General features: G+C 40.9%; 14 protein-coding genes. 5 read left to right on the top strand and 9 right to left on the bottom strand.

Annotated features, from left to right (window positions below; genetic code table 11):
* The first annotated feature begins 42 nt into the window (after positions 1–42).
* On the top strand, positions 43–2,328 hold the full coding sequence (locus tag PE36_RS03350) for an ATP-binding protein (protein ID WP_232286519.1): 2,286 nt from the start codon (positions 43–45) through the stop codon (positions 2,326–2,328).
* On the opposite strand, the gene PE36_RS03345 is transcribed toward PE36_RS03350, so the two are convergent.
* The 7 genes from PE36_RS03345 to maoP all read right to left on the bottom strand — a co-directional run bounded on the left by PE36_RS03345 (position 2,312) and on the right by maoP (position 8,570).
* On the bottom strand, positions 2,312–3,289 hold the full coding sequence (locus tag PE36_RS03345; RefSeq protein ID WP_006030548.1) for a sensor domain-containing diguanylate cyclase: 978 nt from the start codon (positions 3,287–3,289) through the stop codon (positions 2,312–2,314). The genes PE36_RS03350 and PE36_RS03345 overlap by 17 nt on opposite strands.
* A 173-nt stretch (positions 3,290–3,462) precedes the next feature.
* Positions 3,463–4,287: an alpha/beta fold hydrolase gene (locus PE36_RS03340; RefSeq protein ID WP_006030547.1), complete on the bottom strand. Its 825-nt coding sequence runs from the start codon at positions 4,285–4,287 to the stop codon at positions 3,463–3,465.
* Positions 4,288–4,433: 146 nt separating this feature from the next.
* On the bottom strand, positions 4,434–6,401 hold the full coding sequence (locus PE36_RS03335) for a bifunctional 2',3'-cyclic-nucleotide 2'-phosphodiesterase/3'-nucleotidase (RefSeq protein ID WP_006030546.1): 1,968 nt from the start codon (positions 6,399–6,401) through the stop codon (positions 4,434–4,436).
* A 166-nt stretch (positions 6,402–6,567) separates the two neighbouring features.
* Positions 6,568–7,134, bottom strand: coding sequence for a DUF4136 domain-containing protein (locus PE36_RS03330; RefSeq protein WP_043993798.1), 567 nt, complete (start codon positions 7,132–7,134; stop codon positions 6,568–6,570).
* A gap of 138 nt (positions 7,135–7,272) precedes the next feature.
* Positions 7,273–7,662, bottom strand: coding sequence for an envelope stress response membrane protein PspC (gene pspC / locus PE36_RS03325; protein ID WP_006030544.1), 390 nt, complete (start codon positions 7,660–7,662; stop codon positions 7,273–7,275).
* On the bottom strand, positions 7,659–7,880 hold the full coding sequence (pspB, locus tag PE36_RS03320; RefSeq protein WP_006030543.1) for an envelope stress response membrane protein PspB: 222 nt from the start codon (positions 7,878–7,880) through the stop codon (positions 7,659–7,661). The genes pspC and pspB overlap by 4 nt, the downstream gene beginning before the upstream one ends.
* Positions 7,881–8,192: 312 nt before the next feature.
* Positions 8,193–8,570, bottom strand: coding sequence for a DUF413 domain-containing protein (gene maoP, locus PE36_RS03315; RefSeq protein WP_043993797.1), 378 nt, complete (start codon positions 8,568–8,570; stop codon positions 8,193–8,195).
* A gap of 513 nt (positions 8,571–9,083) precedes the next feature.
* Between maoP and PE36_RS03310 the strand changes: the two genes are divergently transcribed.
* Both PE36_RS03310 and PE36_RS03305 read left to right on the top strand, forming a co-directional pair.
* Complete coding sequence (locus tag PE36_RS03310; protein ID WP_006030541.1) at positions 9,084–9,536, top strand: Hsp20 family protein; 453 nt, start codon at positions 9,084–9,086, stop codon at positions 9,534–9,536.
* 171 nt (positions 9,537–9,707) lie between these two features.
* Positions 9,708–10,253: an Hsp20 family protein gene (locus tag PE36_RS03305; RefSeq protein WP_043993796.1), complete on the top strand. Its 546-nt coding sequence runs from the start codon at positions 9,708–9,710 to the stop codon at positions 10,251–10,253.
* Between the two features lie 122 nt (positions 10,254–10,375).
* On the opposite strand, the gene PE36_RS03300 is transcribed toward PE36_RS03305, so the two are convergent.
* Both PE36_RS03300 and PE36_RS03295 read right to left on the bottom strand, forming a co-directional pair.
* Entirely contained in the window at positions 10,376–11,221 is an 846-nt protein-coding gene (locus PE36_RS03300; RefSeq protein WP_043993794.1) for an alpha/beta fold hydrolase, read from the bottom strand.
* A 92-nt stretch (positions 11,222–11,313) separates the two neighbouring features.
* Positions 11,314–11,919 carry a TetR/AcrR family transcriptional regulator gene (locus tag PE36_RS03295; protein WP_043993792.1) on the bottom strand — a complete coding sequence of 202 codons (606 nt, stop codon included), beginning with the start codon at positions 11,917–11,919 and terminating at the stop codon, positions 11,314–11,316.
* Between the two features lie 415 nt (positions 11,920–12,334).
* On the opposite strand from PE36_RS03295, the gene PE36_RS03290 reads away from it, so the two are divergent.
* Both PE36_RS03290 and PE36_RS03285 read left to right on the top strand, forming a co-directional pair.
* Entirely contained in the window at positions 12,335–13,462 is a 1,128-nt protein-coding gene (locus tag PE36_RS03290; protein ID WP_006030537.1) for a M14-type cytosolic carboxypeptidase, read from the top strand.
* A 244-nt stretch (positions 13,463–13,706) separates the two neighbouring features.
* Entirely contained in the window at positions 13,707–14,657 is a 951-nt protein-coding gene (locus tag PE36_RS03285) for a Gfo/Idh/MocA family protein (protein ID WP_006030535.1), read from the top strand.
* Positions 14,658–14,799 lie beyond the last annotated feature (142 nt).

Genomic DNA, 14,799 nt, shown 5'->3' with positions numbered 1-14,799 from the left:
ACGACAGTTAAATAGGGCATTTGATTTTGACAGGGAGGTTGAATGAAAAGAATAAGGGCTCTGATGTTTACATCTATACGCGCGAAGTTGAATTTGCTGATGGGCATTTTTATATTTTGTTTGCTGTTTTCTATTTATGAAGGCTCTCGCCTGATTGATTATGGTAAAACCGCGGTTGATCAGCAGTCAAATGTTTACCGGCATGCCAGTACGCTTATTCTTAACGCAGACCGCGATGCGTATCAGGCTTACTCTGCTTTTCAGCAATACATTATTGATGGTGACGTTACTGCGTTCACTGTGATAAATGACAATTTAGATCAAATTAAAACCCGTTACGGCAAGTATATTGAGTTGGGCGCGACCACCGATAGTTATAATATACTGTCGCTGATGGCACAGTGGCGTCAATTAACCCAAGATTATATCGACAGTAATGATGAGGAAGAAAAGACTATCATCCACTGGGCGATAACCCAAGAGTTTCAAGTATTAAGACAGCGTTTGAACCAAGAGTACGATCAAATTAATGCTGAATCAGAGCAAGCCGTCAATGATTTTCACCTTCATTTATTTAAGGAGTTTACCTGGCTTTTGGTGGTATTTACGATCTTATTAGTAAGCATTACTTGTATTTATGGCCTGATTAAACGCAGTATTATTGCCCGCCTAAATGATTTGAATCGCCACATAAGTTGTATTGCTACTGGCGATTACGACACTTTTATTAACAACAATCGTATTACTAATAATACCGATGATGAAATGAGTGACTCTTTTGCGCATCTTGCGGTATTACAAACCCAGTTAAAGCAAAATATTGCCACAATCACTCAAGAGAAAGATAACGCTAATAAAGCCAACCGCGCCAAGAGTACGTTTTTAGCCAATATGTCCCATGAGATCCGTACGCCGCTTAATGGCATTATTGGTATGGCTGAGATCTTGAAAGACTCGCCATTGTCTCCCATCCAAAAAGACTATCTGATGACGATTGATTCATCATCACAAACCTTGCTGATGTTGATTAATGATGTGCTCGATTTATCTAAAATTGAATCGGGTAACTTGGTTATTTCGCCGCACACATCCAACGTTAAAGAAGTGATGTTTGATACGGCGTCATTAATTGCAGTCAAGGCACAAGAGAAAAATATTGAACTCGATATTCAAATCGACCCTGAATTACCTGAGTTGGTGAAATTAGATGAGCATAAGCTGAGGCAAGTGCTGATGAACCTGGCCTCCAACGCGGTTAAGTTTACAGCGAAAGGGAAAATTACGCTGACCTTGCAATCTAAAGTGGTGGATGCTGATCATATAGCCTTGTCGTTCTCGGTCAAAGATACCGGCATCGGTATTGAGTCAGGCAAGCATAGCAAAATATTTGAAGCGTTCCAGCAAGAAGACAATAACACCACGCGTCACTTTGGTGGTACTGGTTTAGGACTTTCTATTAGTGCTAAGATTGTCAGTTTGATGGGCGGATACATTGCGATCACGTCGATTAAGGGGCAAGGCAGTGATTTCCATTTTACCATTACTGTTGGCGTCGAGAAAATTCAGCCGAAACAACCGGTATCCCCGCATCAAGCAATTATCATTAATGCTAAAAATACCCAGTTTTTACAACTTGAACTCAATAAACTGGGGATATCGACAACAGAATGTCGCGACATTAACGGTGTTGCTGCCAGTGTGAATGCCAATTCGATTATTATTTATAATCAGCAAGAAGTCGAACTGGCAAAAATAGAGTTGCAAACACTGCGCCAAAAGGTCGGTAAAACACCGATTTTAGTGTCGCGTAGTAATCATCATGAACAGTTTAATTATGCTCACTTGGTTGATGGCTATATTCATCAGCCATTGTTAGGCCTTAGATTGATAAATATGATTAATGATCTGGATCTGAGCGTTAACGCTGAAACCGATGAGATCACGTACAAGACCAGCCGTGCTATTTTGTTAGTGGAAGATAATTTAATTAATCAGAAAGTCGCGTCGATTAATATTAACCAATTAGGGTTGGACGTCTTGGTCGCAAAGAATGGCCAAGAGGCGATCGATATTTATGCCGAAAACCATCAAAACATTAACTTAGTGCTGATGGATTGCATGATGCCAGTGATGGATGGCTTTGATGCGACTATCGGTATTCGGGAATATGAAGAGGCTTATTCTCTGTCTCGCATTCCCATTGTCGCGTTAACCGCGAGTATTTTAGAAGATGATATTCAGCGTTGTTTCGATTCCGGTATGGATGATTATTTGCCGAAGCCTTTCAAAAAAGAGATATTTAGAGAGAAAATTAATAAGTATAGCTAGAAACACTCGGGGTTGCTGTTAACTCATATTGCATTGTTGAGCATCTGCAAACCGTATTACGGCCTGCTGATTTAGCTTGATACAATGCCGTATCTGCCGCATTCATCATGGCATGGATTGACTGCATCGCCGCTGAAGATTGGACAATACCGATGGACGCGGTGAGTTGCAGATGTTGCTCTTTGTGGTCGATTTTCATTTTCGCGATGGTGTTTCGGAACAGTTCTGCAAGTGGTAAGCTTTCGTTGCAATCGGTATTGGGGAGTAGGATTGCAAATTCGTCACCACCGAGTCGCCCAAATATATCCCCACTGCGTAGTTCTGTTTTTATATTCTGCGCAAATGCTTTAAGCACCATATCGCCGGCAGCATGACCAAAGCTATCGTTAATGATTTTAAAATTATCGATATCGATGAGTAGTAACGTCAGAGGTTTTTGTCCGTGTTGCGCGTTGATGAACTCTATTTCAGCCATTTCATAGAAATTACGGCGATTGCTGATCACGGTCAGTTCATCGGTTGATGCTCGCGTATGTAGCTCTTTGGTTAATGCTTGTAATTGTATTTCTGTTTGTTTTTTTTCAGTTATGTCAATGCAGTTAAGATAGATGATGTTGCCATTTACTAGCTGTTCTGTAACCAAATGCCAGCGTCCATCTTGAGTGTCAACTTCGAAACTACGAAACGGTACACTGCGTCTTTTATGATTGGCGGCTTCTAGCCATTGTTCGACGTTATCGGATTCAATATTGATGCCTTTAGTGCCATTGAAACATTGTCTGACTAGTTCACTAAAGGTTCTGTTTAACGCCTGCTGTGCAGTGCCACCAAATAGCTTAGCCATGCTGTCATTGCAATATATGACAGTATCATTGGCATCAAAGATCGCAACGCCGTCATTGGTTAATGACAAGGCATCAAATATAATATCCTGCACTTGTTTTGCTGGAAGAGTAAACATCCATGTACTCCAAAGTGATTTTTAGTATTAGTTGTTGTTAAAGATACAATTATTCAAATTGTTTGTGGTGTTAATGGTAGTCATAACTCCCAAGATGGCAGATATTTAATGTAATTATGCGATCCAGATGCCTTATTAGTAATATGCTTATACATTACACAGAGAATTGGCTTTCACTTGCCAATAATATTAAGGCATTCAATAGCATGGCTGGTTACTAAAAAGTGGCTAGCGCCCGGTATCGTATACTGCTTGCTGTTGGGTAATTCATTACTAAGATGATCAACAATAGCTTGTGCCACCGGATTTGATGCCGAGCCACACACTAATTTTGTTGGTATGGTGAGTAAGTTGAGACTGGTACGTGGGTGATCGGTATTTTCACACAAGGTCCAGTGGCGATTATTATTCGCTGTTAACGGCTCCATCCCATCTTTGATAAAATCGGGCAGGGGTTCAAATGCACCTTCTCCGGCCCAAAAGTCGATCACTTTGCCGCATATATAAGGGGCATTATTACGGATCCCTTGACGGTAATTTTGAATAAATGCATTCACTTTCTGCGTCATTGCTTGGTCGCCAACGGATTCAAATACCCAGGTTGATACGGGTTCAAATAAGGTTAACTCTTGTATAGCGACAGAGCCTTTTAGCGCTAAGGCTAATGCCACAACACCACCAAAAGAATGGCCGATAAGGTGGATGGGCAATTCAGTCAGTTCGGTAATGACGGATTCAATGATCTTTAGTTCGGTATCGATGTTTGGCGCGGTGAAATCATCGGGGTCTGGCATGCCACAGTGACCGGGTAATTTTATCGAGATGCAATGATGTGTACTGGCGAGTTGTTGGACTATCTTCTTCCATGTAGACGTTGTTGCGTATGAGCCGTGAATAAACACAATCGGACTGCCGCTGCCTTGTTGTTCATAGTAACAAGGTGCGGTGATACTATTTTTACTATTTTTTTCAGTATGTTGCTCTGTGTTATTGCTCATGTGACGTCCTGTCTAAGTCTCTGTGAATACTAGTCAAGTGTAGCATGATGGTTAAAATCACGTACCTAGGCTGTGGTTTAGACAAAAAAATACCGCAGACTGGCTGCGGTATTACATGTTTACGTTTAATTTAATTAAGTTAAGCGTTACTTTTTGCTTTGTAGGTCTAAGCTGTATACCGCGAAGCCAAGTTTGTCTTCTTTAATAAACTGCATCGGGTATTGGCCTTTGTCCTTGATGAACTGCGCGGCTTTGTCACCTGGTGCTGTTTCGAAGGTAATGGTTAGTTTCTTATCGCTTTGTAATGGCGTGAAGTACCAGTTGTTATCGGCACTTGGTGTCACTTGACCTTGTTCTTTACTTACGCGGCTAATGTAACTAGCAAGCACTGTGCGGTTTTCATCTGGTGCAGCAAAGGCGACAAATGCTTCACCGGTACCGGCAAATTTAGCACTGTAAGCACGGTAGTTATTGGTCGCCACAATGAACGGCTGTGCAGGGTCTACTGCTTTACCTTCAAAGGTTAAGTCGGTAATACGATTTGAATTAGGGTTGATCAGTTTACAGTTACCGTCATAACGTGCAGGTTGCGATAAATCGATGCCGTAATTAACACCGTCAATCACATCATAGTTATAAGTGCGGAAACCTTCCCAGTTAATTAAACCTTGTGGTGCCGTGCTGTTTAGGTCGATTTGATTAAATTGTCCGGCAGAGCATTCCAGCCATTCTTTTACTTCTTTACCTGTTACTTTCATTGCCACTAGGGTATTCGGGTAAAGGTAAAGATCGGCAGCGTTACGGAAGGTTAACTGACCTGACTCTACTTCAGTAAAGTTAGTTGGATCGTTACCACGGCCGCCAGCTTTAAACGGTGCAGCGGCAGACAGCACTGGAATACCATCTAGATCTGGGTCGCCTTGAATAAAGCGTTCTACATAATCTTGTTGTGCCAGGTTAACAATTTGAATGGTTGGATCGTCTTGTACTAGCGCTAGGAAGCTGTACATCACGTCACTGGCTTTACCGATTGGTTGGTTTACAAAATTACGCGTTGCTTTGTGATCATCTTGTAATACTGCCAGCATTTTTTCATCAGCGGCTACTAATGGCTTTTTCGTGAACTTATCAAAAATAGGGCGCGCTTCTGTTTGTGCACTCGTCACTTTCCAAGAATCACCTTGTTTGTCTAATACCAGATCCATGATACCCACATGATCACCCCAGCGACCAGGCATAACAGCTGGAATACCATTGATGGTGCCTTTTTCGATATCGACACCCGGTATTTTAGCAAATGTTTTACTTGGGAATACGGCGTGTGCATGACCAAAGGCAATGGCATCAATACCCGGTACTTGTGTTAGATAGTACACCGAGTTTTCAGCCATTACTTTATACGGGTCTGCAGAGAGACCTGAATGTGGAATAGCAATAATAATATCGGCGCCTTCTGCTTTCATTTGCGGCACAAATTTTTCTGCGGTTTGTTTAATGTCTAACGCTTCAACTTTACCTTCTAGGTTTTTCTTATCCCAGATTAAGATTTGCGGTGGTACAAAACCGATGTAACCAATTTTAACTTGGTGCTCAACACCGTCTGTATCGGTAAAGGTATTGGTGTTGATGATGTAAGGGGTAAACATGTTTTTACCGGTCTTCAGATCGATAACGTTGGCATTGATATACGGGAAGTTCGCGTCATTTGTCGCTTCTTCTAAGAAATCTAACCCGTAGTTAAATTCGTGATTACCTAAATTACCGACGTCATAACCAAGCTGATTCATTGCTTTGTAAACCGGGTGTACATCACCGGGTTGCAGGCCTTTATCTGCCATGTAGTCGCCCATTGGACTACCTTGTAATAAATCACCGTTATCAACAAGTACACTATTCTGTACTTCTGCACGGGCTTCTCTTACCAGTGTTGCAGTACGTACCAGGCCGGTTTTCTCGGTTGGCTTGTTTTTGTAATAGTCATAATCCATTACGTTGGTATGAATATCCGTCGTTTCTAGAATTCGTAATTTGATGGTTTCGGCATAAGCAGGACCAGCCATGGTAAGTAGCCCGCCGAGTACTGCGATGGCAACTGGCTTGATAGATAACGACATGATTTTCTCCAAATTAAATAGAAGTAGATACAGAAAACGCCAAGGTAGCATAAATGCACTGCACTTGGCGTTTAATTGTCAATAATAGCTTGTTTTATCACTTGTTTTTATTGATTACGGGTAGGTTTTTATCAATCTATAAAATATAAAGCTGATTCGATATGGGTTATTTCGCTACACGAGTCGGTACTCTGTTAAGCATTGAGTGCATTACCGCATAAATATTCTTTTTACGTTCCTCGGTTGAGACTTTATTTTTGGCGATGCCTTGCGCTAATACTTGCCATTGGGGCTGCAGTGTCTGCGGTTGATAAAATGCAATAAATGCGCTGCCTTTTTGGAATTCTTTTGGATCAAGGTGATTAAGGACTAAGCCAACCTTATTACCGACTTTATCAAAGATTTCTTCATCAGATAGCTCGGATTCGATCGCTAAGCCATAACCGATAAGAAAGTCAGCTTGTTGGGGGGCGTCAACTAAGGTGTAGCCTTTATCTTGCATTATTTGGGTGATAGCACCTTGGGTATATTCAGTAAACAAGGTTTTATTGACACTGTCAGGCAGGAAGGTTTTGCTGCGGTTCGGGTACCAAGCAAAGGTATGTTGTTGCTGGGCAAAATTGCTCAGATCGCCAGTGACAATTTTGGTTAGTGGCGTGATTTTTACGTATTTAGTTGTTGTGCAGCCAGCTAACACTAACATTAAAATAAAGGGCATAATTTGTTTAATCATGAAATTACCTTTGACTATAAATGTTTGTTTGAGTTTTATTAACAATACCATTACAACTGTAATGGCACACGAAAAATAAACCCTTTAGTTGTTATAGCTAAAGTTCTGATCACCAACGCCGTGCAGCAAGTCTAATTGCTACTGCTGTTTAAATTCCCGATCCATTTTATAGGAAAAAGAAATAACATAATTTTCCATTTTCTGTAGACCGTTATCAATATCATCAAGCTCGGCGGCTATGTTCTCGAGCAGCTTCTCGGCAGAATGCCCTTGTTGCCATGGTTTGGTTTTCATCGAGTGGTTGGCATAAATACTTTGTTGTTGCTGCTTTTTAATTGGCATCTTTTCGAGCAGTAAACAGGCAATGATATAGATTAATATGGCAAGGAAAAAGCCAGTGAAGAAAAACAAGGAAACAAAGATCAATCGGACCAGCCAGACTTCAGCACCAAAGGTCACCGCTATGCCTGCGCATACACCACCTAACTTGCCATTTTCTGTGTCTCGATATAGTGGTTTTGTGCTCATCTGTCTCTCCATTTTGGCGATTCTTCGTCTAAAATCTGCTCTAGTGAGATAACGCGATCTTGCAATTGCTCGGTACGGCTAATTAAGGTTTGTAGCTTATCTTTGTCTTTCGGAGTCAAACCTTGATTGCTTTGGCGTCTACTGCGGTAGTATAAAACTAGCCACAGTGGTGCGACGAAGACTAAGAATACGGTGATAGGTATTTGTATAAAATCCATGGTGATTCCTTATTGAACACAGATAGCGGCAAGTTAACGAAACGGTAACGCACAATTAATTATGGTTTATTACTGTATTTTATACATATACCCAAACTACTTCAATGCTGATTGTACATCTTGAAGTAGCTTGGGTATATATGGGCAGTTTGTATTGCTTTAAAGTCTCTGGCTTGTACTTTCTGATGCTAATGTGATGATAATAAAGACACGGGGAATTGGATGGCGTGTTCAATAGAACCGAAAACGCACCTCTATTGCTCTTTTTGTAAGTAAGAAGAAGGTGCGTTTTGTTAGTCAATATAAAGGAAGTTATGAATCCAAATCTAACTCATCATAAGTATTATCAATATCTTCTAGAGTGGATAGTTCATCAACAAAATAATCGCGACTTGGCTTTTTTGCACTGCGCTTAGTGATTGAGTTGCGTAATGTATTGGGATGGGTGATCTTATGATTATATTTGCGCCAGCATCGGGCAAAATCAGAGGTTAATTCGAATTCACCATCAAGTTCTGCGAGAAAGAAATGTTCGTCAGCAGTGGCGGGTAAGATCTCGCCTTCTTGTAGCCGTAGCATTGTTAAACCGTAATTTTCTAATAACTGTGATTCATCTAGATTAAATGCGTTTTGTTGTTGAAAACCAAGCGGAAAATGCACTTCATCTAAAAATATACCCATGCTTCTCATATCGATTACCTTTCGTTAAATTATCCGTGTTTATCACTGCGCTGGAATTATCAGGCTGTCACCGCAATGTCATATTCACTCTTTATAATTTTTAACTACAGACTTAGTTGGTCTCTAAAGTAACGGCGGATGTTGACAGTTTAATGACAATGATAAATTTATTTGTCATCAGACGTCACAATTGTAATTAATGATTCTAATAAACGCACGCGTCGTGATCATCTTGGTTAAAAAGTAAGTGATCCTGTAAAATATAATCGATTATATTTCAACGTGTTAAATATTAATTTAAAAATATCGCGATTATTTACTTGAAAATAAACCTCAGCATCCACATCTATTATTTAGGCGCTTTCGAGGCCTAACCGAAAAAACTAAAGTCACAGCAACTGCCTAACGGAGTTAGTTGTGCTTAATGAAAACACACAGAAAAGAAATGAAATACATCATGACTAGGTGCAAACTAATTTGGCTTAGTGACAATGATGATATTGCTCAATGGAGAATATACTTATGCGTACTTTTGACTTTACTCCCCTATACCGCAGTGCAATTGGTTTTGAACGTTTAGCAGCACTTGCTGAAACGGCTGCATCAAATCGCCAGTCTGGCAATAACTTTCCTCCGTATAACATCGAACAGATCGATGACAATAATTACCGTATTACCATGGCTGTTGCAGGCTTTGATGAAGCGGAAATTGATATCTCAACCCAAAATAATGAGTTATTAATAAAAGGCACCAAAGCAACCGTGGCCAAAGAAGACGATCAACGTACTTTCTTACACCGTGGTATTGCCGAGCGTAATTTTGAACGTAAATTCGAGCTAGCAGATCATGTTTTTGTCAACGGGGCAGACATGAAAAACGGCTTGTTGTATATCGATTTAGAACGCCAACTGCCAGAAGCAATGAAACCACGTAAAGTTGTCATTAACGGCGCTAAAACCCTATCTGCAGAATAATACTGCATAAACACTGTTTATAGATTAACAGTGTCATGAACCCTTATAAATTATATTCGTCTTAGTGGGGATACTCTCGCTAAGCTCGTTACACCCAAGTACCTGAAGGGCTTGGGTATATAAGTGCTGCTCAGCAGGCTTATCGCTATCTATTGTTTGAGGAAAATAGAGATGACTACAATGACTACATTTGATTTCGCTCCCCTATATCGCCACGCTGTTGGCTTTGATCGCTTTGCTAATATGGCGCAAAAAATAGTTAAACAGCAAATAGTTGAACAACAATTAGCTACGCAGCGTAGGTCTGATGCGTGCAAGGCTAAAAAGTCGATGGCAAAAAACGCAGGTGTTAGCAGCAGAGCCACTGCTCCAGCGGTGAAAACACAGATTGATACCAACTACCCACGTTATAACATTACACACGTGGGAGAGTTAGATTATCAGATCACGTTGGCGCTAGCAGGCTTCTCACTTGAAGAGATAGATATTACCGTGACAGCTGATGAACTTGTTATTACTGGTAAAAGACAGCCAGTCGACGTCACATCAACATGGTTGCATCAAGGTATTAATCAAGCAGATTTTAGCCGCAAATTTGCACTCGCCGACCATGTACAGGTATTGGGTGCTGAGATGGCGCAAGGATTACTGACGATTAATCTACAACGTCAGATACCAGAAGCATTACAACCACGTAAGGTGACCATTGGCGCTTAACTTTAGCCAGTAACACTTTGTTTAACTCTTAATGTAAATAGTGAGTTTAAATAGACCTAGCGCATCAATCATGATGCGCTTTTTGTTTTTTAGGCTAGGGGGTAGCAAGCAATTATTGAGGATTAAACTAAACTATCAAACGCAGCCATCGTCGAATCACATTGGATCACACGGCCATGACCTTGTCCTTTCGTTGGTATTAGATTGATATTGCTGGCTGCATTCGCCGCTGATTCAGAGGTTGCGAAATCAGCAAATCTATCCCGCTTGTCATGCACAATAATGGTTTTATGCTGGCGAGAGATTAATTTTTGGTAAGGATTAATGGTATCTAAGCTGTATTGATATTTATCTTCAATATTCTTAACCATAGCGCCAAACAATTTCATTGAATAGCCTGATTTACCCACCATGTCATACAAGTTATCCACGTAGTTGAGTACCGGTGCAATTAATAACAGTGGCAGCGCATCTACTTTCGGATGACGGCTTTCGAGTACCGATGCCGACCCCATGCTGTGAGCAATAATACCCGCAACATCATCGACGTTATCAACAAGCTCATCAAAGGCTTGCACAAATGCAGGCAAGTGAGCATGGCGACCTTCGCTTTGCCCATGTGCGGGGTGATCATAAGCCAGAGCGGTAAAACCTTGGCTGGCGATGTGCTCCATTAACGGGAAGAATTGACTCGCACTTCCAGACCAACCATGGCTTAAGATCCAAACCGGACCGTTACCCATTTGATAGGTATTTAGACGACCTTCTGATGTCAGGAGTGTCGAGCGTAATAGACCCACAGGATCGTCATTCTTAGAGGTGCTACGTACTGGCGTTAGCAGTAAGTTTTGTGCTGTTTTTAACGCATGAGCGGGTGCAATGCTGTGATGTAATCGAGTACCAATATTGATCATGCTACGGCGGATAGTAAATTTGTTGCGGGTATTAAAATAAATATTACTGCTCATGATAAATTCCTCAAATAACACCTTAAAAGAACGGTCGTGCTATTTCAATTGTGTTTAAAAGGCGTCACCGCCCTTTATTTATTAAATCTAAGTTAGTTTATTGTGTCGGTGTTTTGCCACTGCTTATAAAGTTGTGTTACGCCTTGCCAAAATAGCGTTCGTTCATTGTTTTCAAGTTCAATCGAATGGAACAGGTGACTACTTAAATACAGGCCGTAAAATTGAAATACGGCTTGTCTTGGCACTAAGTCTTGGCGAAATAACCCACTTTGTTGGCCTTTGCTAATCTGTATTTCTAAATAACTGATCCAAGTTTGTAGTTGCTTACGTAATGTTTGCTGTAATACATCTTGGTTACTATTGCTTTCTTTCCAAGCATCCATAAACATGCAGCTGCCTTGGAACGAATGGTTCCAGTCTAACCAGTGGTGTAACAATGATTGTAAGCGCGTACTCACGTCGGTATGTTGCTCGCGTCTAACGGCCACTATTACACGTTCGTTAAAGCATTCTCCGGCATATTCAATCACCGCTACTTGCAGGTTTTCTTTGGAATTAAAATGTGAAAATAAGCCACTTTTTGACATGCCACACGCTTTGGCAAGTAGACCAATTGTTAAACTCTCTAACCCCGTTTCACTGGCAATGGTGAAGGCGATATTTAGGATATGTTCTCGGGTTATACGGCCTTTACTCATAAGCATCACTTTTATCGTTTTGGTGCGGTGAATCGGTTATTATTTTGATTAATTCTATTTCGTTTTTAGCGCTAAACACATTTTTAGCACGACCGTTCTTTTAATGCCAGTGTCTTGCTTAGTTATCGTTTAAATTATAACTAACGAGGTAGGTTGCAGGTGTGAATGAAGGATGGATGTTGCTTTTTTATTTTTACTATTCACCCTTACAGGTATTTATAGGGAGTATTTTGAGCGTTAATACATGGTTGGTTATGACTGATTCATCGTAATTTGTGTTGCTTTTGTGCTGGTTTTTGTTAAACGCTAGAAATTAAATAAGGAATTTTTCAGTTTTAATAAACATCTCCTCTACCCAGTTACAACGGGATCGTTTATGCTTAAGTCAATTTCAAATATGAATTAAGGAAGTCGTATGCGGATCACCGCCAATTTTGATGCTGGTAATATTGAAGTCATTAATTTAGATGACAAAAATGATGTACAACTTGCGATCCGTCCGGATGTGGGTGAAGAGTTTTTCCAATGGTTTAACTTCCGTATTGAAGGTGTAGTCGGTGAGCAATACACACTGAATATCCTAAATGCAGGTGAAGCGTCTTACCTAGAAGGTTGGGATAACTACCAAGCAGTAGCATCATATGATCGCCAGCACTGGTTCCGTATTCCGACTTTCTATAAAGATGGCAAATTAACGATCATTGCTGATATGGATTGTGAGTCAATGCAAATTGCTTACTTTGCCCCGTACAGCTACGAACGTCATCAAGATCTGCTAGCGGCAGTGCAAATGCACCCATTAGTAAGCCTAGAGCACCTTGGTGAAACGATTGATAAACGTGACTTAACCTTGGTTAAGATCGGCGATGGCGCTGAAGGCAAACGTAACATCTGGATCACTGCGCGTCAGCATCCGGGCGAAACAATGGCTGAATGGTTAGTTGACGGCCTAATGCATAGCTTACTTGATAGTGATAACCCAACGGGTAAAGCATTATTAGACAAAGCTAACTTCTACATCGTACCAAACATGAACCCAGACGGCAGCGCACGTGGTCATCTACGTACCAATGCACTGGGTGTGAATCTTAACCGTGAATGGTTAAACCCAAGCTTAGAAAAAAGCCCAGAAGTATTCCACACCATCAATAAGATGAAAGAAACTGGCGTTGATTTATTCTACGACGTACACGGTGATGAAGCACTGCCTTTTGTATTCCTTGCGGGTTCACAAGGTACGCCAAGTTATAACGACAGATTAGCGAAACTACGTGATCGTTTCTCTGAGGTGTTCAAACTAGCAAGTGCAGACTTCCAATCTGAATTTGGTTATGACGTCGATGCACCGGGTACAGCCAACATGACAGTGGCAACCCACTGGGTTGCAGAGACATTTGATTGTCTTGCTAATACCATGGAAATGCCATTTAAAGACAATGATAACTTACCAGATCCAATGATGGGTTGGTCACCAGAGCGTTCTATTAAGCTTGGTGAAGCATCATTAGTGGCAATGCTAGCCGTGGTTGACGATTTACGTTAATCCTAGCGTTATAAATATAGTGTTATAAATAGCGTTGCAAATGTAATGTTATGACTAATATCCCTGCAAAGGATCGTTCGCGATCTTTTCAGGGATTTTTTATATTCTCTACAGAAGCTTCTGCAGAGAATATAATGATTAATTTAATTAATGATAAGGTTATGAGCTTGCTAGGCCAATTACTTTTAGCTATAACGTTTGGCTTGGTGCTAATGTGAGATGACAATGTCGTGGGGGGATTTAAATGAAAATAGCAGTCATAGGGCTAGGGGCTATCGCTGAAAAAGCGCACTTACAGGTACTAACTCAGCTGGAAAATGTGGAGTTAGTTTTTTGTACCCGGAACCCAGAAAAGTTAAAGCAGTTAGTGGATAAATACCGTATTGCTGATTACTATACGAATTATCAAGATGTATTAAAGTCTTCTGTGGATGCTGTGATGATCCATAGCGCCACGTCTTCTCACTTTGAGATTGCTAGCTTCTTTCTAAACCACGGGATCCCAGTATTTGTAGATAAGCCTCTCGCGTCTACGTATGCCCATTGTGAAAAGCTCCACAACCTCGCGGAGCAGAAGAGTACGCCTTTGTTTATGGGCTTTAACCGACGTTATATTCCGCTTTACAAGCGATATTTACCTACGTTATCAGGCTCGGGTGACATTGATAATCCGCTACTTTCTTTGCGTTGGGAGAAAAACCGTCTTAACTTAACTGGAGACATCCGCACGTTTATCTTTGACGATTTCATCCATCCTCTTGATAGCGTAAATATTCACGCTTCGGTTCAAGCTGACGATCTCCACATCATGGCTCAATTCGATAAGCAAGGTCAGGTATCAAACCAGTTAGCGCGTCTTGATGTTCAGTGGCTGCAGCATAATGCTATTTTTCATGCGTCAATGAATCGATTGAATGGGGCAACTAATGAGACTGTTTCGGCACATTATCGTAACCAGAACTACAGGTTTGACTCTTTTGTTGAAGGCATTCATTGGCAAGATGATGTTGAGCGTAAAGTAAAACTCGCTGACTGGACGCCTATGCTGACCAGTAAAGGCTTTGCTGGCATGGCAGAACACTGGCTGTCTGTGATCAAATCAGGCAAGCAAGAACTGGCTTATACTCAGCGTAATCTACATTCGCATTTGTTAGTTGAATTAATCGCTCAGAGAGTCAGTCAATCGATTAAGTGAGATTTTAAACCTAAGAATACATGATATGGATAAGGCCTTTGGTCAGGGGGCTTATCCTATATGTATCCAGCTATAAGCCCATCTTTAAGCCTCCATTGATAACCTTGTTATAACCTTAATGTCATGTTTTAAATCTTGATTA

This window comes from Moritella sp. PE36, from assembly GCF_000170855.1.
Classification (GTDB): domain Bacteria; phylum Pseudomonadota; class Gammaproteobacteria; order Enterobacterales; family Moritellaceae; genus Moritella.
The sequence above is the reverse complement of the archived record's forward strand: the minus strand, read 5'-3'. Positions and strand labels throughout refer to the sequence as shown.

Excerpts from the sequence above, each read along its gene's own strand:
- PE36_RS03350 (WP_232286519.1), top strand. The coding sequence starts at position 43 with ATGAAAAGAATAAGGGCTCTGATGTTTACATCTATACGCGCGAAGTTG.
- PE36_RS03345 (WP_006030548.1), bottom strand. The coding sequence starts at position 3,289 with ATGTTTACTCTTCCAGCAAAACAAGTGCAGGATATTATATTTGATGCC.
- PE36_RS03340 (WP_006030547.1), bottom strand. The coding sequence starts at position 4,287 with ATGAGCAATAACACAGAGCAACATACTGAAAAAAATAGTAAAAATAGT.
- PE36_RS03335 (WP_006030546.1), bottom strand. The coding sequence starts at position 6,401 with ATGTCGTTATCTATCAAGCCAGTTGCCATCGCAGTACTCGGCGGGCTA.
- PE36_RS03330 (WP_043993798.1), bottom strand. The coding sequence starts at position 7,134 with ATGATTAAACAAATTATGCCCTTTATTTTAATGTTAGTGTTAGCTGGC.
- pspC (WP_006030544.1), bottom strand. The coding sequence starts at position 7,662 with ATGAGCACAAAACCACTATATCGAGACACAGAAAATGGCAAGTTAGGT.
- pspB (WP_006030543.1), bottom strand. The coding sequence starts at position 7,880 with ATGGATTTTATACAAATACCTATCACCGTATTCTTAGTCTTCGTCGCA.
- maoP (WP_043993797.1), bottom strand. The coding sequence starts at position 8,570 with ATGAGAAGCATGGGTATATTTTTAGATGAAGTGCATTTTCCGCTTGGT.
- PE36_RS03310 (WP_006030541.1), top strand. The coding sequence starts at position 9,084 with ATGCGTACTTTTGACTTTACTCCCCTATACCGCAGTGCAATTGGTTTT.
- PE36_RS03305 (WP_043993796.1), top strand. The coding sequence starts at position 9,708 with ATGACTACAATGACTACATTTGATTTCGCTCCCCTATATCGCCACGCT.
- PE36_RS03300 (WP_043993794.1), bottom strand. The coding sequence starts at position 11,221 with ATGAGCAGTAATATTTATTTTAATACCCGCAACAAATTTACTATCCGC.
- PE36_RS03295 (WP_043993792.1), bottom strand. The coding sequence starts at position 11,919 with ATGAGTAAAGGCCGTATAACCCGAGAACATATCCTAAATATCGCCTTC.
- PE36_RS03290 (WP_006030537.1), top strand. The coding sequence starts at position 12,335 with ATGCGGATCACCGCCAATTTTGATGCTGGTAATATTGAAGTCATTAAT.
- PE36_RS03285 (WP_006030535.1), top strand. The coding sequence starts at position 13,707 with ATGAAAATAGCAGTCATAGGGCTAGGGGCTATCGCTGAAAAAGCGCAC.